Genomic DNA, 25,141 nt, shown 5'->3' with positions numbered 1-25,141 from the left:
AGTCTATGTTTTCTTTTTTTAGAAATGGAGTAAATTTTATAGTTTGGGCTTCAGATGACATCTCTATGTTAAGAGATAATATACTTGAAATTAGCAAAGGGCAAGAGCTTTCTCTCGAAGAGGCTTTTGATTCATCAGGTGAAGATGATACTATAGTAATTTTGACTAAAGAAATGGCTGATAAAGTCAGTAGTGAAAATCTTGAAAAGGTTATAATTGCTAATATCAGCAGCGAAGATTTACTATCTAGATTTATATCTCAGGAAAATCCTCCCCAAAATACAAAGGTAAGAAGTGCTCCTTCAATTATTGTAATGAGATATTTTGGTGATGTGGAAAAGATTATAAGTGAGATTGAGCACGACTATGATTGTAGGGAAGGTAGCTTTGTAGATCTTTTAGAGCAAGGAAATGATAAGGGTGTAATATTAAGCTTTACTGATAGAAGCTTGAAATCGGATGTTTTTATTAGAAGCCTTTATAAAAAAGCTTTGTATATCAAGCTTCCTTATGAAACCTTTATGGCAGATATGAGAATGCATGCACTGAGATATATTAACGAAGGGATAGGCAAAAAGGATTGGTATGAATTAGAGATAAGAATCTACGATAGATATCAAGCCTATAGCCTTCAATACGATAGATTAATTGAGATTTTAGAAGAACTTGAGCTAGGATTAGTTTTAGGAGAGGCTTGGACTAAGGATTACCCTAGAATGTTTATGCCAGTGGGGGTGTATAGAATTAGATTCTTTACATTTAACCCACCAAAAGATATAAAAAAAGTTCTGCTTGGTTTTGAGTATACCAGCGATGGAACTAGAATAGTAGATATGGATTTATATCAGGGGAAAACTAAAATTAACTGGACAGATACCTTGGAAAAGGAGCTTCCAAGAATCAGGTTTAAAATGGCAGAGGTATTTAGACAAAGAAGCATAAGCCAAATGAGAGAAGATGTCGTAGATAATATTAACAAGCTTGATGAAATGATACTAAATACAAGAGTCGAGTAAATGAATTATGGGGAGTTTATGCATAAAATTATAAAATGATACTATAGATAAAAAAGGGGTAAATAGGATATAAGTAATCTGAATAAGGGAGAGATAGTATATGGACCTAAATAATGGTAGATTAGAAATCCTCACCTTCGGTAGCTTTGATATCTTAATAGATGGAGAATCCCTTTTGACTCAGTTTGGAAAAAGTCAAAAAGCACTTTCGCTATTGAAATATTTTATATCTAACAGAGGTAAAAAAATCCCTGTAAACAGAATAATTGAAGCAAATTTTAAACTATACGACTATACAGACTATAACAATGCACTAAGAAGCCAAGTTCACAGACTAAGAAAAATAATAAAGGATATAAATTCGAAGCTTGAATGTGAAGTAATGAGACTTGATTTTGTAGCTGGAAATTACGTATTTAATTTAGAGAAAGAGTATATTTTAGATGTAGAAATATTTGAAGATTACGTTTGTAAATTTTCCCTAAATCCACTGGAATTAGAGGATAATTTTGAGAAAATATCAGAGCTAAAGACAGCACTTAAGCTTTATAGAGGAGATTATATTGAAGGCGCTGAATTTTATGATTGGATATTCCCTCTCAGGACACATTACAAAAGACAGTATCTAATGCTTTTTTCTCAATATATAGGACACCTAGCCAAAAAAGCTAGATATGATGAAGTAATCAATGAATGCGAATCTGCACTTTCTATAAATTTTTTTGATGAAGTAATTCATGAGTATTTGCTCGAGGCCTTATTTAAATCAAATAAAGCTAATCAAGCTCTAAACCACTATAACTATGTTACTTCTAGATTTTATACTGAGATGAATATGAAGCCTTCAGAAAAAATGAAAGAAATCTATCAGAAAGTACAAAAAAGAGAAAACTCAGAGTATGGTACTGATCTTTTTACCTTAGAAAGAACTATACGGCTTGCAGAGCAGTCAGATGGGGTGTTTTTTTGCGATAAAGATTTCTTTATTAACCTTTACAGACTAGAGCTTCGAAAAAAAGAAAGAGAAATAGGTAAAACCATGGTTGGGATAGTAACGGTGTCTGCCTATGACTTAAGAGAAATAAGCGAAGAGGAGTCTGTAAAGATAGTGGAGGATATAGGCCCGGTAGTAGACAAATATATGAGAAAATACGATGTTATAACAAAACTAAATAAAAATCAGTTTGCTTTTATGATGTTTAATAGTAGCGAAGAAATGATAAAAAGAATAAATCAAAGAATGAACTTTTTATTAAATCAAGTCAAGAAAAAGCATAGAATATTATTTACTCTTAGCTGTAAACCAATACAAGCAACTGATGAAAATTACAATGAGACTGCCTTTTAGGGCAGTTTTTTATTGGAAGGAAAACAAGCTTATCAAAAATTATGAGCCATTTTAGTTGTTTTAATAGTGTTGATTCTTATTGAATGAATAAAAAGGTTTTCACGTAACTGAAATGTAACTGAAAACAAATTGTAATCAAATTGAAATAAAAATCCTATGTAATTTTAGCTTGGTAAAAGTAAGATAAGAACTTTTAGAAGATATGAGGAGGTGAAACCGTGAAGAAAATAAAATTGTGGCAAATCATTATCTTAATTTTTGCTCTTACTTTTGTAAATATCCATCCAGCTCTTATTTATGCCTCTCAGTTAGAAGTAGAGTCTCAGGATGTTTCATCTGATTCAGTGGAAGGTGAAGTAGATATACAAAGCGAAGATGCCCCGCAAGTAGAAGCATCGGACGAGGAGCAAAACATTGAACCTCAAGAAGGAGAAGGTGAGCAAAATTTAGAAGAACAAGAGCCACCAGGAGAACCGCAAGCTGAAGAAGATTTAGACAGTCCTGATGGTGATATCGAAAATCCAGATGGGGAAGAAGTAATTGAAGATGAAGAAACACCTCAAGGACCAGTAGATGGAGAGCTCCCACCAACTGAAGAAGAACCTGTAGATGGAGAACTTCCACCAGTAGAGGAACCAGTTGAAGAGCCTGTAGATCCAAATGTACCACCAATAGAAGAGCCGGTTGACCCAAATGCACCGCCAGTAGATCCTAACACACCACCGGTTGATCCAAATGCACCACCAGTAGATCCTGTAGTTGATCCGACAGTTCCAGTTATTGGAGGGGGAGGGGTAATAATACCACCGATAACCGCAATACCTGGTGAGGAAATTATTGTTACGAAAACAGCTGACAAGGATCAAGTAAATCCTGGAGAAACGATTAATTACACTATTGAAGTTACTAATAATTCAGGTGGAGATTTGACAGGACTTACAGTAGAAGACCCTATGATAAATCTTATAGAAACGTTTGATTTATTAACTGGGGAAACAAAAGTTTTCACTGGCAGTTTTGAAGTAAAACAACCTGAACCTATAATGGTAGCAGGAGAAGAAATAATGGTAGCTCCTGAAGAGCCTCCTGTGATTACAAATACTGTAAGAGTATATGGTACAGGACCAGTCGGTGAAATTAACAAAACTGCTACTGCAGTAGTCAACGGAGATGCAACTTTATTGCCAGAAATTATTGAGTTAGCTGAAGCATCACAAGAAACTGGAGATATTTTTGTAGATATATCTAAATATCAAGAATTACCGATGCTGAGAAGCTTTGGATTATCTGTTGTAAATCCTTATGAGAATGATTTTCTATCAATAGATAAAACAGCTAAAACATTAGATTTAGAAGAAAGATTATATCAGATAGATTTTCAAATTACTGGGACTCCTCCAGATAAACCTATTGATGTATTTCTTGTAATTGATACTTCAGGAAGTATGGGATACAGAATACCAGGGGATTCGCATACACCACTATATTATGCAAAAGATGCAGCAATTGAATTTGCGAAAAAAATAATTGATGAGGTTCCTGGAAGTAGAGTAGGAGTAATAGAATTTTATGGTCCACAATATGCAAGTGGTTATGGAGATTCAGATGATGCAAGAGTTGTAACTGAATTAACTAATAATAAAACTACTTTAACTAATAATATAAACTCTCTTGTTGCGGGGGGAGGGACTAATACTCAAGCAGGATACAACTTGGCTAACACAAAAATATCCCAAATAGAGAGTTCTAGAGATTCCGTAAAAGCGGTTGTATTTTTGACAGATGGAGTTTCAACTGCGAGCAATGGTAATCTTTATGGACCGGGAGATCCAATAAATCATAATGTCCATACTATTGCTGGATATACAGCAGGCCAAAGTCTATATTCAACATTAGGTGGAAATTTATTTAATATAGGATTGTTTGGTGTATATGAAGATGAAACAGAAGTTTTAGCTATAGCAAGAGATACAATGAACTTAGCTGTAAATTATGATAGTGAAAAATATTATGAAACAATGAGCGCAGCCAATTTAAATCCAGTATATCAAACAATTGCTACTAAACTTCAATATGCAGCAACAAATGCTGGGGTAGTAGATTTTATGTCTATACCAGTCAACGACCACTTCGAGGTTATAACAAGTAGTATTACAGCTAGCAAGGGTACGGCTGTATATAATCCTTCAACCAAGAAGATTGACTGGACTATAGGAGATATCAGAGAAGAAACTGTAACTATGAGTTATCAGATTAAAGTGATAGATGATATGTGGCCTACAGCTGCATGGCCATCTAACTGGAGCTCTTTAGATACAGTAGGACCATTTGGATATACTAATGAGCCTAATGCAGGGCTTAACCCAGTATATACAAATGCTTCAGCTACACTTAGTTACAAGGATCCTAATAATATAAATTCAACTATGGATTTCCCTATGCCAAAGGTTCCAGTACCACCAGTACTAAGATTAAATATAATAAAAGCAATAAATGGCACAGGACTTCCTAAAGAATTTGAAATTAATATCTCAGGTAATTTATTGAATCAAACAAGTACTAACTTTAACCACTTCACTTACGGTGGAACTCACAAATTCTGGGGATTAAAGCAAGGTTTGTATACTGCAACTGAAGCCTACTTGCCATATAACTATAAGCTAGTTGGAATTTCAGCTCCAGTTAATATCACCTATTCTAATCCTGAAGATAGCATCACTGTAACAAATGAACCTAAAAAAACTGGTTGGTTCTATGATGATGATGAAGAAAAGAACTATTTCCATGTAGGCGGAGTAATAATAGCTGATATGAATTTTGATTCTAAGAAAATTGAAATAGCAAAAGCATAAAAGGTAGGTGATGGGGATGCTAAAGAAGATAACAAGTATATTATTTAACTCTATATTTATAATAGTAACAGTAGTATCTTTAGTTTTCGTATATACTATGCTTCAAAATGCAGGTCGTATACCAGATATTATGGGATACAGACTCTATGTAGTTCAAAGCGGTAGTATGGAGCCAGATATTCAAACAGGAAGTTTGGTAATTAGTAAAAGAGTATCCCCTAAGGACCTTGTTATAGGTGATGTAGTGACATTTAAATCAAAAGATGATTCTACTACACTTGTAACACATAGAATAGAGCAAATATCTAAAGAAAACGGAGAGCTTAGCTTTATAACTAAGGGAGATGCAAATGATGTAATCGACTTAGAACCAGTTAAGCCAGAAAATATCATAGCAAGAGTACAGTATGATATTCCATATCTTGGATATATGACTGAGTTTATAAAGACTAAACAAGGTATGCTTTTAGTAGTGATAATACCCGCGATAGCACTACTTCTCATAGAAATATTTAAACTGATAGGTTATGCAAGTGAGCTGGATAAGCAGAAAAAAGCTCAAAATCATGAAATTAAGTTTTAAGATTAGTGATTTAAATTATTTACCTTATGTTATTTAATCGTTCGGATATATTTATTAATTAAATTCCACTTTAAGGAGGGAAATATCATGTTACAAAGAAAAATGCTAATGAGTATAGCTTCTGTGTTGGTTTTAGTAGCTCTTATTGCTGGGGCAACTATGGCGTGGTTTACTGATAGTCAAACTGTAGCTGCAACATTTACTGCAGGTACTGTAGAAGTAGGAATTACTGATCCTACAGATATAGACATTGTTAATCCTGGAGACATCATTAAATTTGGAGAACCTCAAGATGCTGGATATTATCATGGGTTTGATGAGGACAGAGAAATTCCTCAAGGTGGATATGATAGAGCGCTTAAGATCAGCTATACAGGCACCAAAGCAGCTTACGTAAGAGTATTAGTAGGTGCTGGATGGGTTGGAGAATTAGCTAATACAAATCTTACACTTGAAGGAGTAGAAGGAAGTCATTGGGTACTTCAAGAAGATATGGTTGATGGAAAATATGTTTTCCTACTTGATGGTATCTTAAATGGAGCTGATGAAGATTTTGGAGTTTATGATTTAGCAGATGTTGAAAATGTACCTTTTATAGTAACTATTGATGGTGCAGGAACTGGAAATGAGTATCAAGGCGCAGCACTAGATATGGAATTTGAAGTTCAAGCTGTTCAAGCTGCAAACGTAGATCAACTTAATCCTCCATTTGAAACAGTACCAGAAACTTAAAATAATAGTAATTTAGATTTTGAGAAGCTATAAGTTAAATTAAATGAGATTTTCTTTAAAAACTAATATTAATAGAGAGGGGTGTGAAGATGAAACGAAAATGGATGATACCACTATTAACAGGCATCTTCGCCGCCTCGCTGATTATAGGGATTACTACAGCATATTTCAGCGATTCTGCAGCGGTCAGCCCGGATATTACAGCGGGTACGGTAGTAATAGATTTAAGTGAAAACTTTAATCCGCCTACAAATTGGCAGGCCGGAGAGACCACACCAAAAGAGATACTGATTAAAAATACAGGCAATAAGCGTGCATATATTAGAGTAAGAGTAGCGGGAGTATGGCAAAAAGATCAAGCGGATACAGCGCTAGATATAAACAATGTACAGGTAACAAACAATTCTAGCGACTGGGTACTAAGCGGAGGCTATTACTATTATAAACATGTGCTTAATGCCGGAGCTACCACTTCCCCACTCAACCTATCAGTTAAATTGCTAAGTAAAGATGAAAAATATAATGGTCACACATTTATGTTGAAGGCTTATTCACAGGCAGTTCAAGCTACAAATGGAGCATATATGGATGTTTGGGGCTTGTCAAGTTTGCCGCCTGAGGTTGAAATCCTTTCCTTACCATAGGGTATAGGTAAAGATAAAACCCTAGAAAGGAGGGTAACATGTATAAAAGAATTGCAATAGGAATCTCTAGTATAGCTCTTTCGCTAGCTCTTATAGTATCTGGACTGATTTTGCAATCGCCTTCAATAGCATTTGCAAATAACATTGAAGTTAGTAGTGATGCTACAGGACAACTTAAAATTGAGCCTGTTGGAGATAAGTTTTTTGATCTTAGTAATATGGGACCAGGAGATGGAACCGATAGTGACATAACACCAAATGATGAAAGATCTACTATTAAGATAACAAATGGTTATTCTCAAAGATTTCAAGTTTGGCTGATAGCAAAAAGAGATATGGGAATCGAAATCCAATCTCCAGATTTATATGATCAGTTGATGCTAGAAGTTGTTTATAGAGGAGAAACAGACCAGACCTCTATAAAAGGGTATGCAAAAGATGAAATGAGCTTAGGTTTTTTTGAACCTGGAGAATCTCAAATAATGAATTTAAAAGTTTCATTACCTGAAGAATTAGGAAATGAATATCAAGGAAAAGAGGCTGGAGTAATTTGGTCTTTTAGAGCAGAGATACCTGATACACCACCTCCACCACCTCCACCACCACCAGATGATGACGATGATGATGAAGATGAGCCAGAGGATGTTCCAGAAGAACCAGTACCTCTAGCAGTAGTAGAACCAGTACCTGAGGAAATTATTCCTGAGGAAATAGTTCCACTAGCAGTTCCAGAAGTTGAGGAAGCTATTGAGGAAGAACCAGTTCCACTAGCAGTTCCTAAGCTACCTAGAACAGGAGGAATGGCACCAATATTCTTCTATAGTGCTGGAGCAGTATTACTTGGAGCAGGAGTTGTTATACTAAGAAGAAAAGATGATGATGACGAGAAATAAAAGTAAAATATAAAATTAACTAATGCGCCTTCTCTTGAAGGCGTATTTTTTTAGTAGTATTATAGATAAAAGGCTGTTAATGTATACAATATTAATTTAGCAAAGGGGATGTAAAGATGTCAGTAATACCTACTAGAACACAAGCATGGGAGCTACTTAATGAATACAATCAAACAGAATATCTTATAAAGCACGCACTTGAAGTAGAAGGCGTAATGAGATATTTTGCCAACTTATTAGGAGAAGAGGATGTAGATAGATGGGCTCTTATTGGACTTCTTCATGATTTAGATTATGAAAAATACCCAGATGAGCACTGTATCAAGGTTCAAGAAATACTTAGAGAAAGAGATGTAGATGAATCTATTATTAAATCAATAGTAAGCCATGGCTATGGACTGGTTGCCGATATAAAGCCAGAGCATCAGATGGAAAAAGTGTTATTTTGCATAGATGAGCTATGTGGACTTATCCACGCAGCAGCAATTATGAGACCTTCTAAGAGCGTTATGGATATGGAGGTTAAATCAGTACGTAAAAAGTTTAAATCTCCTAGCTTCGCAGCTGGAGTATCCAGAGAAGTAATCCAGCAAGGGCTAGACATGTTAGGCTGGGAATTAGACTATGCTATAGAGCATACGATACTAGGAATGAGAGAAGTAGCTGAGGAAATTGGATTAAAATAGAATAATGATTCAAAAAAGTGAAAACTCCGGTAGGGCAACCGGAGTTTTCTGTTTGAGGGTCAAAATCTATCATATCTTAGGAGTATGATGATACATTTTTTCTTACAACTATATTCTAGCAAAGTATATTCTTTTCATAGTTACAAAATACTTACATAAGATTTACAAAACTGTAATTGAATTTAACTTTTTTGAAATAGTATAAATATACAATATATGTTAATCTTTTAATTAAGTGATTCCTATCTATCACTTAATTAATCTAATTTGGAGGGGAATATGGGAATTGAAGACATTTTAAAATTTGCAGTACCAGGAGTAGGAATATTACTTTTAATAATTATTATTGTGGTTGGTTATGTAAAGGCATCACCTGATGAAGCAGTTATTATTTCTGGTGTAAAGCGTACTCCTAGAATAATAAGAGGAAGAGCATCAGTGATGATTCCGTTTTTTGAAAGAAAAGATAGACTTACATTAAAAGTTATAAAAATCGATGTAAAAACTAAAGAATCTGTGCCTACACAGGAATTCATAAACGTAAATGTAGATGCAGTAGTAACTGTAAAGATAAGCTCTGATGAAGATTTGCTTCCAATAGCTGCTCAAAACTTTTTAAATAAAGATGAAGCATATATCCAAGCTATAGTAGGAGAGGTATTGGAGGGTAATGTCAGAGAAATAGTTGGAACTATGACTCTTGAAAACATGATTTCTAATAGACAGGAATTTGCTCTTAAGGTACAGCAAAATGCAGTACCTGATATGCAAAAGATGGGAATAGAAATAGTGTCCTTTAATGTACAAAACTTCTCAGACAAAAGTGGTATCATCGAGGACCTTGGTATAGATAACACTATGAAAATCAAGAAAGTAGCTGCAATTTCTAAGGCTGATGCTGAAAGAGATATCCAAATTGCTCAATCCAGAGCGGATAAGGAATCTAATGATGCTCGTATAGATGCTGAAAGAGAAATAGCAGTCAGAAATAACGAGCTAGCTATGAGAAAAGCTGATCTTAAAAAAGCTGAGGATACAAAAAAGGCAGAAGCTGATGCGGCTTATGAAATTCAAAAAGAGGAACAACGTAAAACTATAGAAATAACCACTGCAAATGCTAACCTAGCAAGACAAGAAAAGGAAATAGTAATAAAAGAAAGAGATGTCCAAATCAAAGAGAGAACCCTAGAAGCTGAAATCAAGAAAAAGGCAGAGGCTGATAAATTCGCCAGACAGCAGCAGGCAGAGGCAGAGCTATTTGAGAGACAGAAAAAAGCAGAAGCAGATAAGTTTGAAGAAATAGCAAAGGCAGAGGCATTAAAAGCAAAAGCAGAGGCTGAAAGAATAGCTAAAGAGGAAGAAGCCATGGGGGTTAGAGCCTTTATGCTAGCAGAGGCGGAAGGTATCAGAGCTAAAGCTCTAGCAGAAGCCGAAGGTATAGAGAAAAAAGCAATAGCAATGGAAAAAATGAAAGAAGCTGCAATACTAGAAATGTACTTCAACGTACTTCCTGATATAGCTAAAAATGTAGCTGAACCATTAACTAATATTGATAAGATAACTATGTATGGTGAAGGCAACTCAGCAAAAATGGTAAAAGATATCATTAATTCAACTACTCAAATATCAGAAGGATTAACAGAAGGACTAGGAATAGATATGAAAGCATTAATTTCTGGTATAGTAGGTGGCAAGATGGTGATGAATCATGAGCATGCTGAACCAAAGGAAATAAATGAGGTTAAAAACTTTATAGAAACAACTAAACTAGATGATATAACACCAACTGAATAAAAAAATTATTGCCTAATGTAATACTTAGAGGAAAGTCTTTTTCTGGGAAAATATACGTTACTGGAGAATAAAAAAAGAGTGCGACTATATATTGATGGTTTTTGAAATCAACATATGGCAGCACTCTTTTTTATTTTTTTTAATAAATTACATTTAGATTTTACTTATTCTAGTTGCATTAAGAACTGCAATAACTGCAACTCCTACATCAGCAAATACAGCTTCCCACATATTAGCCATTCCAAAGGCTCCAAGAATTAGGACTAGTCCTTTGATGCCTAGTGAGAAGTAGATGTTTTGCCATACTACTTTGTTTGTGAACTTGGCTATTTTTATAGCTTCTGCGATTTTTGAAGGCTCGTCTGTCATGATTACTACATCAGCTGATTCTATGGCTGCGTCACTTCCTAGGCTTCCCATAGCAATTCCAATATCTGCTCTTGCAAGCACTGGAGCATCGTTGATTCCATCTCCTGTGAAAATAACCTTGCCTTTTGGACTAGACATTTTCATAAGCTCTTCAAAAGCAGCTACTTTTTGATCTGGAAGAAGGTCGTATTTTACATTATCGATTCCTATTTTTTCTGCAATATCTAGAGCTGTCTTTTCGTTATCTCCAGTTAGCATAGCTATAGAATGTATGCCTACGGATTTTAATTTTTGCATCGCTAGCTTTGAGTCTTCTTTTATTTTGTCATATATAGATATACTACCAGCGTAGCTTCCATCAACTGAGAGATGAACTATGGTTCCAAATTTATCATTTATATAATCAATTTTTTCTTCTTGCATCAATTTTTCATTTCCAGCAAGCACTTTTTTACCATCTATTACAGCTCTTACACCGTAACCAGGAAGATTTTCATAGCTTTGGATTCTGTCGTAATCTATAGGCTTATTATAGGCTTTGAGTATAGATACACCTATAGGGTGAGATGAATGACTCTCTGCATAGGCAGCGAGCTCTAGTAGCTCATTATCGTTCATTCCATGAGCAGGAGTAATTTCCTGTACTTTGAATATTCCCTCTGTAAGTGTTCCAGTTTTATCAAATACTGCTATTTCTGCATTTTTTAAAGCTTCTAGATAGTTTCCCCCTTTAATTAATATCCCATGCTTAGAAGCAGCTCCTATACCTCCGAAAAAGCCTAGAGGGATTGACACTACTAAAGCACAAGGGCAAGATACAACTAGAAATATCAAGGCACGGTATAGCCACTCGCTAAAATTAAATCCTGTAAAAAATGGAGGGATAATAGCTAGTGCTAGTGCAAAGAAAACAACAGCAGGAGTATAGTATCTGGAAAATCTAGTAATAAATTTCTCGGTTGGAGCTTTTTTAGCTGAAGCATTTTCTACAAGCTCTAGAATCTTATTTACTGTAGATTCTCCAAAGGTTTTTTCTACCTTCATTTCTATTGCGTGAGTTTTGTTAATAAAGCCAGATAATACAGTATCGCCCTTATTTACGATTCTAGGAACGGATTCTCCTGTTAAGTTAGAAGTATCCATCTGAGTGGACTCGCTTAGAAGAGTTCCATCTAGAGGCACTTTTTCTCCAGGCTTTACAAGTATTATATCTCCTATATTTACAGCCTCAGGCTTTACTATTTCAAAATTATTATTAACCTTTAGATTTGCATAGTCAGGCTTTATGTTCATAAGAGCTTTTATGGATTTTCTGGAACGATTTACAGCCATATCTTGGAATAACTCTCCTACGTTGTAAAACAGCATTACTGCTACGGCCTCTGGATATTCACCTATAGCAAAAGCTCCTAGTGTTGCAATTGACATTAAGAAGTTCTCATCAAAAACCTCTCCTCTAAGGATGTTTTTAAATGCTGATAAGAGGACATCTTTTCCTATGATTATATAAGCTATTATAAATATTGCTAGCTTAATCATGTCACTGCCTTTATACATAATACCAAAAGCATAAATAGCAATGGTTATACCTATTATAAGCATTTCTTTTTTGTGATCTGCAAGAGAATGAGAAACATTAATATCAGCATGACCATGAGAATGCGAATGACCGTGAGAGTGACTATGAGAGCGGTCGTCATCGTGAGAGTGATTGTGTTCATCGCAGTCACAGCTATCATTTTCTTTTTTATTAACAGGCGCACTAGATGCAAGTCCAAGGCTCATTGGCTCTTTGTCAGTAAGGTAGGCTTTTGGTTCTATCTGTGTGCAAAGCTTATTTAGTTTTTCAAATACTGTATTTTTATCTGAGTCTTGTTTAAATTTTACGTTTATCTTTGCACTTGCGTAGTTTACGTGTATTTCTTCAATTTCAGCAAGCTTTGATGCTTTTTCTTCGAGTTTCTGTGAGCAATTAGCACACATCATTCCATTGATATATAGCGTTAGTTCCATCATTATCACCTCTCAAGTATATGGGCATAACCCATGTTAAATATTGTCTGTACATGTTCGTCATCTAGGGAGTAATATACTACCTTACCGTCTTTGCGGCATTTTACTAGTCTAGCTTGCTTTAGGACTCTTAGCTGATGTGAAATCGCTGATTGAGTCATACCTAGTAGAGCAGCTATATCGCAGACGCAAAGCTCTGATTGAAATAGAACATAAATGATTTTAATTCTGGTGGTATCACCAAAGACTTTGAAAAATTCTGCTAAATCATAGAGATTTTCATCCTTTGGCATTTTGCTTTTTATATCATTGACTGTATCCTCGTGGATAGTGTCACAGCTACATTTGGGAGCATCTTTTGCCACTAGCTTCACCTCTTTTATATTTGTTCATATGAGCAAATATTCATATGTTAATTATATATTAATCCTGATTTGAGCTTTTGACAAGTGTTATTTATTAAATTTTATAAGTTTTAGGTATAATATTTTTTGGAGTGGATTATTATGATATAATATAGTAAATTTATATGAAAAACAGGAGGGCAATATGAGTCAAAATCCAATAGTAACAATGAAAATAGAAGATAGAGGAGAAGTAAAGATAGAGCTTTATCCACATATAGCGCCAAATACTGTAAACAACTTTATTTCTCTAGTAAAAAAAGGTTTTTATGATGGACTTATATTTCACAGAGTGATTCAAGGCTTTATGATACAAGGTGGGGATCCAAAAGGAAATGGTACTGGTGGCCCAGGCTACGGCATCAAGGGCGAGTTTAGTAAGAACGGTCATGTAAACAATCTTTCTCATGAGCCAGGAGTTATTTCTATGGCGAGATCAGCGCATCCAGATTCTGCTGGTTCACAGTTTTTCCTTATGACTTCAGTAAGTCCTCATCTAGATGGATCATATGCTGGATTTGGAAGAGTAGTAGAAGGAATGGATATAGTAGAAGCTCTAGAAAAAGTTAAAACTAATTTTTCTGATAAGCCACTAGAGGATATAGTTATAGAGTCAGTAACAGTAGATACCTTTGGAGTAGAATATCCAGAGCCTATAACTCAGTAGAAAAAAATACCAAGACTTCTTATGTCTTGGTATTTTTTTAATTTTCTGATTTTTTTAGAATAAAATGTTTAATATAATTATATTTAGGTATATATGAAATAAGAAGTTCAGGTGTAAAGAATTAGGATAGATAATCCTAATAGAGTATTATACCAGTCATTCCCACCGAAAGTGCAGCGAATGACAATCAAAGTAAGAACTTAAGCAACAACCAAAGAATGTTTGTTTAATCAGTCTATAGGCTAAGTCCTATACGAAACGATTAAACCCCAGAAAGTTGAGTAACAAATAGGTTATAAAAGTTAATGCAACTTTTAGGAGGTAATAGCATCGAAAAAGCATCTATTTTTTTACAACTGAATATTTTAAATAGGAATTACACCTTAATTTCTTAAAAAATGAGATACTTGGAGTCGGGACTGGTATCTCATTTTAATTTGTAAAAAAATAAAATTTCAAAAAAATATATAGTATACCAATATGAACTGACCCCTCAATGTTAGATTTAGAATTCTAACATTGAGGGGTCAGTATTTTGATACTTAAATTATATTTTAGGGTTATTATAGTTATTCTTTATTTGAAAGCCTTATTATATTTACTTTTATTTGAATTAGATAAATAGATTAAGCCCAGAATCCTCAGTTTCAGCTAGATATGATGCAACACCAGCTATTTCAACTCCATCAATTAGCTCTTCTTGTTTGATTCCCATGATATCCATACTCATGGCGCAAGCTACTAGCTTTACACCCATTTTTTGTGCATTAGCGATTAATGTTTCTACATCGTCTACATTTTTCTTTTTCATTACATAGTTTATCATTTTTGAACCCATGCCGCCCATGTTCATGTTTGAAAGCTTAAGCTTTTTAGCGCCTTCTGGCATCATTTTAGAAAACATGTTTTCTAGAGCATCTTTTTCTACTTTAACTCCAGGCTTTCTAAGGACGTTTAATCCCCAGAATGTGAAGAACATAGTTACTTCTTTGCCCATAGATGCAGCTCCTGTTGCTATGATAAATGAAGCCATAGCTTTATCTAGGTCTCCACTAAATACTACCATTGTTGCGCCATTTTTTTCATTTACTACTGGAGCATTAGTCGCCCCTAGAGCTGGGGCTACTCTGGGTGTATCAGTTCCTTTTCTAAGAAGGGTTCTGAAATGAGTCTTGTCAAATTCTGATGAAATTAATGTGTTACCTGTTTTTTTACACCATGCAGAAATATCCTTGCTAAAGCCAGGGTCAGTTGCTAGAACTTCTAACATCTGTCCATTTTCCATAGTACTAACAGCTGCATAGACCTGAGCTATAGGACCAGGACACTGAAGCCCTCTAGCATCTACAGTTAAATCTGGGCTAGTACTTCCAGTAAAAGAATCTATATTATGATCTGCTATATGCATCTCACCAGCATCATCCACATATGCACAGCCAGCAGCTTCTGGAGCGCCATATACATCAGAATAAGTCTTGTATCCGCCATCTAGGTTCTTAACATTATATCCGTGCTGTTTTAAGATTCTAGCAGCAAGATATCCTCTAAGACCTACTTGACAAGATACATAGAGTTCTTTGTCTTTTGGAATTTCATCTAGTCTTTCTCTTATTTCATGAAGAGGAATGTTTATGGAGCCTTCTATAAAGCCCATTTCTCTTTCCATAGGCTCTCTTACATCTATTAGCAAGCCACCATCAGCGATTAGCTTATCGATTTCATTATAATATACTACATCTACTAGACCATCTAAAATATTGCTAGCTACATAACCAGCCATATTTACAGGGTCCTTAGCAGAAGAATATGGAGGTGCGTAGGCAAGCTCTAGGTTGGTTATATCTCTTACGGTCAAATTACCTTTTATAGCAGTAGCGATTACATCTATTCTCTTATCAACGCCATCGTAGCCTATGCCTTGAGCTCCTAGAATTTTACCACTTGGGACTTCGAATATCAGCTTAAGTGATATAGGAAAAGCTCCTGGATAGTATCCAGCATGTGAGCCTGGGTGAATATGAATAGTCTTGTAGTTGGTTTTGCCAAGCCTAGCTAGGGCTTTTTCATTATGCCCAGTTGAGGCTGCAGTTAAATCAAATACCTTTGCAATAGAAGTTCCAAGAGTTCCAGGATACTTTGAATCAATGCCACAGATTCTATCAGCAACTATTCTTCCTTGTTTGTTTGCTGGCCATGCAAGTGGCACCATAGCAGGCTCATTGTATATATAATCAATAGTTTCTATCGCATCACCGATAGCGTAGATATTAGGATCTGAGGTCATCATATTTTGGTCTACTTTTATATGACCTCTTTCACCTAGCTCTAAGCCTGAGGATTTTGCTAGCTCATTTTCAGGGCGTACACCTATCGATAGTATAGTAAGCTCTGTGTCTAGCACTTTTCCGCTGTTTAGACCGATTTTTGTTCCTTTTTGGTCGAAGTAAGATACTCCATCGGATAAAATAAGCTCAACACCCATATCAGTTACATGCTTATGAAGAATGCTTACCATTTCACTGTCAAATGGAGCCATGATTTGGTCTGCCATTTCTACTAATGTAACTTTGATTCCTCTATGCACTAAATTTTCAGCCATCTCTACACCGATAAAGCCTCCACCGATTACTACAGCTGATTTTGGTTTTTTATTATCAACATGAGCTTTGATTGCATCTGTATCTGGAATATTTCTTAGAGTAAATACATTATCTGCTTCATCAAGACCCTTGATAGGAGGCTTGATAGGATTTGCTCCAGGAGATAATACGAGTACATCGTATCTTTCTTCGTAAGTAGTTCCAAGCTTAAGATTTTTTACTGTTACAGTTTTCTTCTCTCTATTTATAGCAGTTACTTCACTTAAATTTCTAATATCCATATTGAATCTTTCAGACATGCCATCTACTGTCTGTACTAGAAGAGCATCTCTTTGAGGAATAACTTCTCCTATATAGTATGGAAGACCACAGTTGGCAAAAGATATATACTCGCCTCTTTCAAACATTACTATCTGTGATTCTTCATCAAGTCTTCTAAGTCTTGCTGCTGTAGTAGCTCCTCCAGCAACCCCACCAACTATCAATATTTTTTTCATAATAACCTCCATTTAATTTAATTATTTACATATTCGAATAAAACGATTAATTTGGTATAGATTTATTATTATTTTACATTGGAATTATTTCCAATATTTAGCAGTTTAAACTAAAAAATACATTCTACAAGCTTTTTTATTCTTGAGTCTGAAATTTCATAAATAATCTCTGTGCCTTTTCTTTCTCCTTTTATGATTCCAGCTGATTTTAGCTTAGATACATGTTGAGATACAGTTGATTGAGGCAGGTTAAGACAGCTGTGCATATTACTTACATTGCAAGGACCATTGCCAATAAGTCCTCTTACTATGCATAGCCTTACCGGATGGGCTAGTGCTTTTAACAGCTCCGAGGTTTCTTCCAGTTGTTTAAAATCCATATCAAAATTGTTCATTTGTTCCTCCTGTATTTCGTTATATTCTAATATTACGATATATAAATGTGGTTGTCAATAATTAGTCAAAAATATTTTTTAAAATTTCTCCCCATAGCCTAATAATTATACTAAAATAGATATAATTGTAGTACTATTATAAGAGGAACACTAATTTTTCTAGTAGTTATGGACTAACAGTTATGTAGTCATTAGGTAAATGGCTACAATATAAAGATGCTTTAATACAACGAATATATTGCTCTATTGATAATGAGAAAATGTATAATATTATAATATAAGAAAGCTAAAGGAGGATTTTATAATGAAATATATCGATTTAAGAAGTGATACTGTTACTGAGCCTACACAGAGAATGAGAGAGGCTATGATGGACGCAATAGTTGGGGATGATGTTTATGAAGACGATCCGACTATGAAGGAGCTAGAAGAGTACGCGGCCAATTTAGTAGGCAAAGAGGCTGCACTATTTGTGCCTAGTGGTACTTTCGCAAATCAATTGGCTATATTTACTTGGTGTAATAGAGGAGATGAAGTAATCCTTCCACACGATTGTCATGTAGTTATGCATGAGGTTGGAGCTGCTTCAGTAATAGCTGGAGTACAGCTTAGAAGCATGCCAGCTATTAATGGACAAATGAATCCTCAAATGGTAAAAGAAGCTATAAGAGAAGATGATATCCACTATCCAGAGACAGGACTTATATGTATGGAAAACGCTTATTCAGATGGAACAGTACTTCCTCTTGAGCATATGCAAGAAATTTATGCTATTGCAAAGGCTCATGATATTCCTGTGCATTTAGACGGAGCTAGGGTATTCAATGCCGCTACGGCTTTAAAGGTGGATGCAAAGGACATGCTTAGATATACTGATTCTGTTATGTTTTGTCTTTCAAAAGGCCTTTGTGCACCAGTAGGCTCAATTTTAGCAGGAAGCAAGGAATTTATTGCTAAAGCTAGAAAAAAAAGAAAGCTACTAGGTGGTGGAATGAGACAAGTTGGAATGCTAGGAGCTGCAGGCTTAATATCATTAAAGGAAATGAGATTAAGACTTATTGAAGATCACGATAATGCTAAATATTTAGCAGAGGAGCTGGATAAAATTCAAGGAATTGAAGTAATTAAGGACGCTCTTGATATCAATATGGTATTTTTTAAAATTACAGATGAAAGACTAGAAGCCCAGCTTACCCATGAAAATTTCTTCAAAAATGGAATCAAAATCAATCCTGCTGAAGGTGGGCTTATGAGATTTGTTTGTCATTATTATATTAATAAATCAGATATAGATAAGGTTTTAGGGGTAATAAATGAGATGAGAAGATATTAATAAATCATCAGGAGGTCTGTTATGAAAAGAGCCTTATTCATTTATAATCCACTATCAGGAAATAGACTTGTTCCAAGAGAGCTTGACAGGATAATTGAAAAATTTCAAGAAAACGACATTTTCTTAGATATGTATAGAATAGCTGAAGATAACAGTAAAATAATAGAAGCTATGCATAGAAAAGATATAGATATGATTATAGGGGCAGGTGGCGATGGAACTATAGGAAATGTTGCTAACTGGATGATTAAAGAAGGTATAAAGCTCCCATACGGAACTCTTGGAACTGGAACCTGCAATAATTTTACTCATAATATAGATATCCCTGAGGATATGGAAAAAGCTATTGATATAATCTGCCAAGGACATAGCTATAGTGTAGATGTAGGTATAGTAAATTCAAAACACAGCTTCCTGTCGAGCTTAGCAGGAGGGATGTTTGTTGAGGCTTCTTTTAAAACTGAGCCAGAGCTAAAACAAAAGCTAGGGCCCTTTGCATATTATTTGAAAGCCTTAAGTGAGCTTGCAAGCTTAAAATCTTATCCACTAGAAATAGATACTGGCACTGATATCTACAAAGAGAATGCGTATTTAGTTATGATACTAAATGGGACCCATGTAGGAAGCTTTAAAAGAGTATTTTCTGAAAGTCAGATTGATATTTCCGATGGACTTATGGAGATGCTAGTGCTTAGAGAAGGAAATCCTATAGAAATAGCAAACATGTTCCTTATGATGATGAGAGGAGAAGACTATCTAAAAAGTGATAGTGTACTTCTTCTAAAGTCAGATTATTTTAAAATTAGCTCAACTGAGAAAGTTAATATGAGCATAGATGGAGAAAAAGGACCTATGCTTCCTATTGAAGTAGAGGTTAGAAAAGAAGCAATTGAGGTTTTTGTACCTAAGACAAAACTTTAATCTATTTAGATAAAAGTATATTATATCAATTTAGTAAAAATTATTTATATTTTTTTATTTTATGGTATGATATACTTATAGTTAGGATAAAGGTCCTAAACAAAATAGTGAGTTGGGATGAGGAAATGTATGGAGATTATCAATAATAGATACAGAATATTAGAGACGGAATATAGTAATAGAGTATTTTCATGCCATGTTGCAAAGGATATACTCTACCCAAACGAGGCATCGTTTAGAATTTTCATTGTAAAGCCACAAATGATGCCTAGCCTTGCTATGCAAAAATTCATATCTGATTTTCAAGTCTATTCTAGTATCAAGCATCCCTATATTGTAAAAGGCGAGCATGTGGATATGGTGTTTTCTATCGATAGAAAACCTGTAGAGAGGACAAATTACTATTTTGTTGTTGAGAAGTTCGACTATAATACTTCATTTTTAGATTATTCATATGAACAAACAGATTCAGATATTTTATTAGATAAATTTATAGATATACTGAGAATATTTGAGCTTATGATTAGAAGAGGCTTTTATTATGATTTTGCTTCAACAGAGCATATTTATCTAGATGACAATCACAATATTAAAATTAAAGATTTTTTATTAACTCAAATTGAAAATATAAGCTTTTCATCTCACGAGCAAAGAGCAGATTTAAAGTATAGAGCTCCAGAGCTTTATTCTGGAGAAAGTACTACTATCTTATCTGTTATTTATGCTTTGGGAATGGTTCTTAAGAGTCTATTAAAGAATCCTTCATTTGAAGTAAATTTTGGGAATAAAATCAAACCTGTTATTGACAAGATGACTGCATATAGATATTTAGATCGATACATGTCTATCACTCAAATAATAGAGGATATAAATTTCTTTTGCGACAAGGATTATGAGTTTCTTTTTGAAGATAAAAATTATTATATAGATAGAAAACCTGGACTTGTAATTAGAGACTCGATTAAGAACTCTATTTTTAAAGGAGTAAATAACCTCAAGGCTGGAGACTATGGAGTACTTCTTTATGAGATAAAGGGAGATAGAAATACAGGAAAGACAAAAACCTTGAGGCATATTAGAAAGCAGCTTTCACTAAATGGTGTAAATATTTTTGCTAGCTTTGATGAAGACAGACCCATACTTAAATACAAGAGTATGCTCCCAGTAGTCAGCAAAATATTAGCTGAAAGAGGCTATGATATTATTAATAAATACGAAAAGGTAAAGGCATTTTTAAAAAGTGGAAGCTGTGAAAAGGATGATTACACTAGCTATTCTCAAATAAATACCTTTATTAAAACGGCTATTGATTCTCAGCTTTCTGCAATAATAATAGATGATTTAAAGGAAACCGATGTTGATTCAATCGAAATCATAAAATATTTGATGTATGATAAAAAATTAAAGGAAAAGCTACTGATAATATATACGTCAGAAGATAATATTCCACTTGAAAAAACTGAAAGCTATATGCTCAATAATCTTACTATAGATGAAACTACTCAGCTAATTAAATCAATTTTGTGTATAGATTACAATCCTATAGACATAGCAACTAGAATATATAAAGACACTATAGGAAATATCAAGCATGTAAAAAACATATTGTTTGAGCTTATTGATCAGAGGATACTCGAGCTTGATAATGCAGGAAAGTGGATTTTTAAGTCAGATAAATACGATGACCTCAAAATCTCTGAGGAATCCTTAGAAAGCCCTCAAAAATACTTAGAAGTACTTAATTATATACAGCAAGAGGCTATAATCAATCTTTCGCTTTTTAAAAACCCATCAACTGCTGAGGATTTAGCCACAATGTATTCACCAGATATTAAGTTCATCGATATAGTGGATAGCTTGATGGATTTGGTGAAAGCGAAAATTTTAATTACTCAGTTTAATGACGATGGATATTATTATGAGTTTGAGGATAGAGTATTTAAGAAAAAGGTATATGACAGTATACCAGCAGATATAAAGCTTTTAAAGCATAAGCAGATGGCTCAAAATACAATGAGCATGAAAAAATCATTAAAGGGAAGACGGCTTGATGAGCTTATTTACCATCTTAAGAAATCTAAAAGCCATAAAGAGGCTAGTGTATATGCTATAAAAAAGGCAGAAGAATATTTTAAAGCAGGGTCTATTATTGAAGCGTTTGAAATGGATAAAGAAGCTATAGAGCAGGCGGTTTTATCCAAGGACCATACAAGGCAGATAATAACCTACCAAAAGGCAGGAAATAGATGCCTGAAAGAAGGTATGCTGTCTAAAGGAAATGATTATTTTAAGGATTCATTGATGATTGCAAAATCGATTAATAATCATAAAGTTATATTAGTAACCTTAAACAAAATAGCAGATGTTTATATGCAGCTAAATGATTTTGTTTTGGCAAAAGCTACGCTAGCCGAGATAGCTAAAGCACTAAAAAGCTATTCTAATACTAAAGCTCAGCTTGATTATTACATCTCAATGCTTTCGTATTTAATTAAGATAGGCGAGTATGAATCAGCAAAAAAATGGATAGAGTCAGCAGAAACGCTATGCCAAGGAAAATATAAGAAGCATTATGCTTGGGTACTTTACTATAAGGGCGTGATTTATCACGAGGAGGGCTATTCAACTGAAGAATTGCTAGCTCTTCATGAAAAAATACTGGATTTGTTCATTCACACTGGCGATAAGATGGGAATAGCCCAGACCTATAACAGCTTTGGTTTTATCTACTCTGAATATTTACTTGATAACCAGAATGCTATGCATTATTTCAAGCTGATGAAGGATTTTGCTGAAGCAAATAAGCTCATGCCTCAGGTTGCTATTTCAAACTTTAATTTAGGGGAAGCAGTTCTTAGAAATTTAAATTATGAAGATGCAATCGATTATTTTAATAAATCCATAGAGGCATCCATTTCATTAAAGAAAAAGGATTTAGTTTTCTACGCTTACATTTATATGGCTCATATTATGATTGAGATGTTAGATTTTTCAAATGCTGGAGTTTATATAAAAAAGGCTGAGTATTTGTTTGATGAGAATATAAAATACGATAGAGCTATTTTGTTTTATCATGAAATTAAAGCAGTACTTAACATGTATGCTGGAAATAAAGATATAGTAAGAAAACATGTTAAGATAATTTCAGATTCAAAAACAAAGCTAATGGGCTTCCAAGCAATTACTTCAAAAGCTGTAGCTTTATTTGCAAATCTTGATAAGCTTGAATCGAGCGAAGATGCAGAAAGAACCCTTAGAGAGATATTTGAAGTTACTAAAGAGCTCTCTAGATATCCATATTCAGTAAAAAGGTTTTTGGATATAGGGCTTATAGCAAAATACTTTTCTAAGTCAGAGCTTATAAACGAAATCTATGGATGGGTTCTAGACAATGTAGATATAAAAGAAAGCATTAGAGCAAGAAACATAAGAGATTATATGAAATATTATATTAATTCAACTGATGCTAGAACAGATTATATGGAAATGCTTGCAGTTAACTTAAATCCAAGCTTTGACATGAGACTTTTATTTCAAGTTAATCTTATTTTGAGTGAGGACTATATAAAGAATAAGCATTATTTTATAGGTGTAAGCTATCTGGTTGAAAACTATATTAAGCTAAAGGATAAAATTTACAGCTTTAATAAAGAAATGAATTTGGATAACTTCTTGGGAAGTATGCTATCAAGTATTATAACTAGGATATTATCAATAGAAGATTTACATTTGTCTGAGCTTGAAAAAATTGATATATATAATCCAAATGTGGAATCCATAAAAGCTATAGTTGATGAAAATGCAATTTTAAAAGTATTACTAAAAGATAAGACCTTTACAGATGAAGCGAAAAAACATCTGAACTGGGATAGAGATGAGCTGAGCACAGATTCTATAATAGAGAATCTTAAATACTCGAATATCGGAAATATAGAGTTTTTACTAAAGCAGCTTATGACTATTACCTGGGCTCAAACTGGAGGTATTTATCTAAGACAGGATAAAGAAATAAACTGTATATCAAGTGTAAATGACATAAGAGATACTCAAGAGCTAGAAATGATTTTTAATCAAGTGGATGTAGTCCAAGACAAGCTTATAGTATCGGAATTTGTAGAAAATAGCGATTCTATTTTCAAAAGCCTTCTTCCATCGCAAGCTAAAGGATTTATGTGTATACCTATATACACGGACAATCTACAGCTAAATGACAGAAGGCTTACAAGAAATAATATAATTGGATATGTTTATTTAGAATCAAAAATGGTTTTAAATAGCTTTACTGAAGAGTCTTATGTGGAAATAGGAAAATTTATTAATTTACTTTCTGCTTTTATAGATAATTATAATCTTTCGCTAAAATATTCAATTGATAAGCTAACTCAAGCTTACAATAGACAATATTTTGATATTTTTATTAAAAATGAGCTTGAAAGTGCTCAAGGGCAAAAATCTATGTTTTCATTAGTGATTATGGATATTGATTTTTTCAAATCTGTAAATGATACCTTTGGCCACGGCTTTGGAGACATTACTTTAAAACGGTTTTCGAAAATAGTTCAAGGCTCTATTAGAAGCTCTGATTTATTTGCAAGGTATGGAGGGGAAGAGTTTGTACTGGTTCTAAAACACACAAGTGCTGTAGAAGCCTATAGCATAGCTGATAGAATCAGAGAAAAAATGTATAATGAGCTGAAGGATTTAGAAGGCAAGCCTATAACTGTAAGTATGGGTATATCCACATATCCAGAGCATGGGGTATGGGAGGAAGAGCTTATAAACAAGGCTGATATAGCGCTATACAAAGCAAAGGATTCAGGGCGTAATAAAGTGTGTATTTGGGATAATACTTTAAATAACTCTGAGATTTTTGACAGGAAAAAAGAAAATATAATTGCGTCTATATTTGGCGAAAATCATCAGCGCTCAAACCTGTTTGTCAACTCGATTAATCTAATAAAAACAAGCGATGGTGATACAGAGGTGTTTGATAAGTACATTCTAGATGTGCTCAAATATTTTGAGGCGGAAAAGCTCTTTATAATTAAGTACGAGGACTCTGAAATAGAATCGTTAATTAAGGGAACCTCACAAGGAACCTTCGTAATCAAGCATGGGTTTGAAAATCAAATAAACCTAAATATTGTCAAAACCTGCTATGATGAGGAAAAAAGCCTTTATTTGACAGATTGGGAGCAAGTTTCCAAGCTGGATGAGCTTACTGGTATGCCAGAATGGGATAGTGTATTATCTACACCGATAATTCATAAAGGCAAGAAAAAAGGGGTGCTTTATATGTGCGCTCCAGTTAGATTCAAGGAGTTTAGTATAGTAGATAGTTCTGTTGCACAAATCATTGCTCCGATAATAGGAGATTTTATGTAGTGAATTATT

The 25,141-nt window shown here is 34.1% G+C and carries 17 protein-coding genes; 13 read left to right on the top strand and 4 right to left on the bottom strand.

What is annotated here, in order from left to right; all coding sequences use genetic code 11:
* Positions 1-5 precede the first annotated feature (5 nt).
* The 9 genes from B5X47_RS08170 to B5X47_RS08130 all read left to right on the top strand — a co-directional run bounded on the left by B5X47_RS08170 (position 6) and on the right by B5X47_RS08130 (position 10,548).
* Positions 6-1,016 carry a hypothetical protein gene (locus tag B5X47_RS08170; protein WP_079589659.1) on the top strand — a complete coding sequence of 337 codons (1,011 nt, stop codon included), beginning with the start codon at positions 6-8 and terminating at the stop codon, positions 1,014-1,016.
* Positions 1,017-1,116: 100 nt separating this feature from the next.
* Positions 1,117-2,364: an AfsR/SARP family transcriptional regulator gene (locus tag B5X47_RS08165; protein WP_079589658.1), complete on the top strand. Its 1,248-nt coding sequence runs from the start codon at positions 1,117-1,119 to the stop codon at positions 2,362-2,364.
* Positions 2,365-2,582: 218 nt separating this feature from the next.
* Complete coding sequence (locus B5X47_RS08160) at positions 2,583-5,216, top strand: VWA domain-containing protein (RefSeq protein ID WP_079589657.1); 2,634 nt, start codon at positions 2,583-2,585, stop codon at positions 5,214-5,216.
* A gap of 16 nt (positions 5,217-5,232) precedes the next feature.
* Positions 5,233-5,799 (top strand): signal peptidase I, encoded by a 567-nt coding sequence (locus B5X47_RS08155; RefSeq protein WP_159446440.1) that lies wholly within the window; start codon positions 5,233-5,235, stop codon positions 5,797-5,799.
* A gap of 87 nt (positions 5,800-5,886) precedes the next feature.
* Complete coding sequence (locus B5X47_RS08150) at positions 5,887-6,531, top strand: TasA family protein (RefSeq protein ID WP_079589655.1); 645 nt, start codon at positions 5,887-5,889, stop codon at positions 6,529-6,531.
* 89 nt (positions 6,532-6,620) lie between these two features.
* Positions 6,621-7,175, top strand: coding sequence for a TasA family protein (locus B5X47_RS08145; RefSeq protein WP_079589654.1), 555 nt, complete (start codon positions 6,621-6,623; stop codon positions 7,173-7,175).
* A 38-nt stretch (positions 7,176-7,213) separates the two neighbouring features.
* On the top strand, positions 7,214-8,068 hold the full coding sequence (locus tag B5X47_RS08140) for an LPXTG cell wall anchor domain-containing protein (RefSeq protein ID WP_079589653.1): 855 nt from the start codon (positions 7,214-7,216) through the stop codon (positions 8,066-8,068).
* A gap of 116 nt (positions 8,069-8,184) precedes the next feature.
* The gene (locus B5X47_RS08135; RefSeq protein ID WP_079589652.1) at positions 8,185-8,754 is read left to right on the top strand and encodes an HDIG domain-containing metalloprotein; all 570 of its coding nucleotides are present in this window, start codon (positions 8,185-8,187) and stop codon (positions 8,752-8,754) included.
* A gap of 279 nt (positions 8,755-9,033) precedes the next feature.
* Entirely contained in the window at positions 9,034-10,548 is a 1,515-nt protein-coding gene (locus B5X47_RS08130; RefSeq protein ID WP_079589651.1) for a flotillin family protein, read from the top strand.
* A 153-nt stretch (positions 10,549-10,701) separates the two neighbouring features.
* Here the strand turns inward: B5X47_RS08130 and B5X47_RS08125 are convergent, their stop codons facing one another.
* Positions 10,702-12,933: a heavy metal translocating P-type ATPase gene (locus tag B5X47_RS08125; protein WP_242951028.1), complete on the bottom strand. Its 2,232-nt coding sequence runs from the start codon at positions 12,931-12,933 to the stop codon at positions 10,702-10,704.
* A 2-nt stretch (positions 12,934-12,935) separates the two neighbouring features.
* Positions 12,936-13,295 carry an ArsR/SmtB family transcription factor gene (locus B5X47_RS08120; RefSeq protein WP_079589649.1) on the bottom strand — a complete coding sequence of 120 codons (360 nt, stop codon included), beginning with the start codon at positions 13,293-13,295 and terminating at the stop codon, positions 12,936-12,938.
* A gap of 184 nt (positions 13,296-13,479) precedes the next feature.
* Between B5X47_RS08120 and B5X47_RS08115 the strand changes: the two genes are divergently transcribed.
* Positions 13,480-14,001: a peptidylprolyl isomerase gene (locus B5X47_RS08115; RefSeq protein WP_079589648.1), complete on the top strand. Its 522-nt coding sequence runs from the start codon at positions 13,480-13,482 to the stop codon at positions 13,999-14,001.
* A 613-nt stretch (positions 14,002-14,614) separates the two neighbouring features.
* Here the strand turns inward: B5X47_RS08115 and B5X47_RS08110 are convergent.
* Entirely contained in the window at positions 14,615-17,098 is a 2,484-nt protein-coding gene (locus B5X47_RS08110) for a CoA-disulfide reductase (RefSeq protein WP_330395753.1), read from the bottom strand.
* A gap of 110 nt (positions 17,099-17,208) precedes the next feature.
* Positions 17,209-17,493, bottom strand: coding sequence for an ArsR/SmtB family transcription factor (locus tag B5X47_RS08105; RefSeq protein ID WP_013360790.1), 285 nt, complete (start codon positions 17,491-17,493; stop codon positions 17,209-17,211).
* A 304-nt stretch (positions 17,494-17,797) separates the two neighbouring features.
* Here B5X47_RS08105 and ltaE point away from each other — a divergent pair, with 304 nt between their 5' ends.
* From ltaE to B5X47_RS08090, 3 genes are all read left to right on the top strand, one after another.
* Positions 17,798-18,826, top strand: a complete 1,029-nt coding sequence (ltaE, locus tag B5X47_RS08100) for a low-specificity L-threonine aldolase (protein WP_079589647.1) — start codon at positions 17,798-17,800, stop codon at positions 18,824-18,826.
* A gap of 21 nt (positions 18,827-18,847) precedes the next feature.
* Entirely contained in the window at positions 18,848-19,747 is a 900-nt protein-coding gene (locus B5X47_RS08095) for a YegS/Rv2252/BmrU family lipid kinase (protein WP_079589646.1), read from the top strand.
* Between the two features lie 129 nt (positions 19,748-19,876).
* Positions 19,877-25,132 (top strand): diguanylate cyclase, encoded by a 5,256-nt coding sequence (locus B5X47_RS08090; protein WP_159446438.1) that lies wholly within the window; start codon positions 19,877-19,879, stop codon positions 25,130-25,132.
* The last annotated feature ends 9 nt before the right edge of the window (positions 25,133-25,141 follow it).

Origin of the sequence: Acetoanaerobium noterae, from assembly GCF_900168025.1 — a bacterium.
Classification (GTDB): Bacteria; Bacillota; Clostridia; order Peptostreptococcales; family Filifactoraceae; genus Acetoanaerobium; species Acetoanaerobium noterae.
This window is presented reverse-complemented; position numbering and strand designations above follow the sequence as displayed.

Excerpts from the sequence above, each read along its gene's own strand:
- B5X47_RS08140 (WP_079589653.1), top strand. The coding sequence starts at position 7,214 with ATGTATAAAAGAATTGCAATAGGAATCTCTAGTATAGCTCTTTCGCTA.
- B5X47_RS08155 (WP_159446440.1), top strand. The coding sequence starts at position 5,233 with ATGCTAAAGAAGATAACAAGTATATTATTTAACTCTATATTTATAATA.
- B5X47_RS08150 (WP_079589655.1), top strand. The coding sequence starts at position 5,887 with ATGTTACAAAGAAAAATGCTAATGAGTATAGCTTCTGTGTTGGTTTTA.
- ltaE (WP_079589647.1), top strand. The coding sequence starts at position 17,798 with ATGAAATATATCGATTTAAGAAGTGATACTGTTACTGAGCCTACACAG.
- B5X47_RS08145 (WP_079589654.1), top strand. The coding sequence starts at position 6,621 with ATGAAACGAAAATGGATGATACCACTATTAACAGGCATCTTCGCCGCC.
- B5X47_RS08125 (WP_242951028.1), bottom strand. The coding sequence starts at position 12,933 with ATGATGGAACTAACGCTATATATCAATGGAATGATGTGTGCTAATTGC.
- B5X47_RS08115 (WP_079589648.1), top strand. The coding sequence starts at position 13,480 with ATGAGTCAAAATCCAATAGTAACAATGAAAATAGAAGATAGAGGAGAA.
- B5X47_RS08105 (WP_013360790.1), bottom strand. The coding sequence starts at position 17,493 with ATGAACAATTTTGATATGGATTTTAAACAACTGGAAGAAACCTCGGAG.
- B5X47_RS08090 (WP_159446438.1), top strand. The coding sequence starts at position 19,877 with ATGGAGATTATCAATAATAGATACAGAATATTAGAGACGGAATATAGT.
- B5X47_RS08110 (WP_330395753.1), bottom strand. The coding sequence starts at position 17,098 with ATGAAAAAAATATTGATAGTTGGTGGGGTTGCTGGAGGAGCTACTACA.
- B5X47_RS08135 (WP_079589652.1), top strand. The coding sequence starts at position 8,185 with ATGTCAGTAATACCTACTAGAACACAAGCATGGGAGCTACTTAATGAA.
- B5X47_RS08170 (WP_079589659.1), top strand. The coding sequence starts at position 6 with ATGTTTTCTTTTTTTAGAAATGGAGTAAATTTTATAGTTTGGGCTTCA.
- B5X47_RS08130 (WP_079589651.1), top strand. The coding sequence starts at position 9,034 with ATGGGAATTGAAGACATTTTAAAATTTGCAGTACCAGGAGTAGGAATA.
- B5X47_RS08095 (WP_079589646.1), top strand. The coding sequence starts at position 18,848 with ATGAAAAGAGCCTTATTCATTTATAATCCACTATCAGGAAATAGACTT.
- B5X47_RS08165 (WP_079589658.1), top strand. The coding sequence starts at position 1,117 with ATGGACCTAAATAATGGTAGATTAGAAATCCTCACCTTCGGTAGCTTT.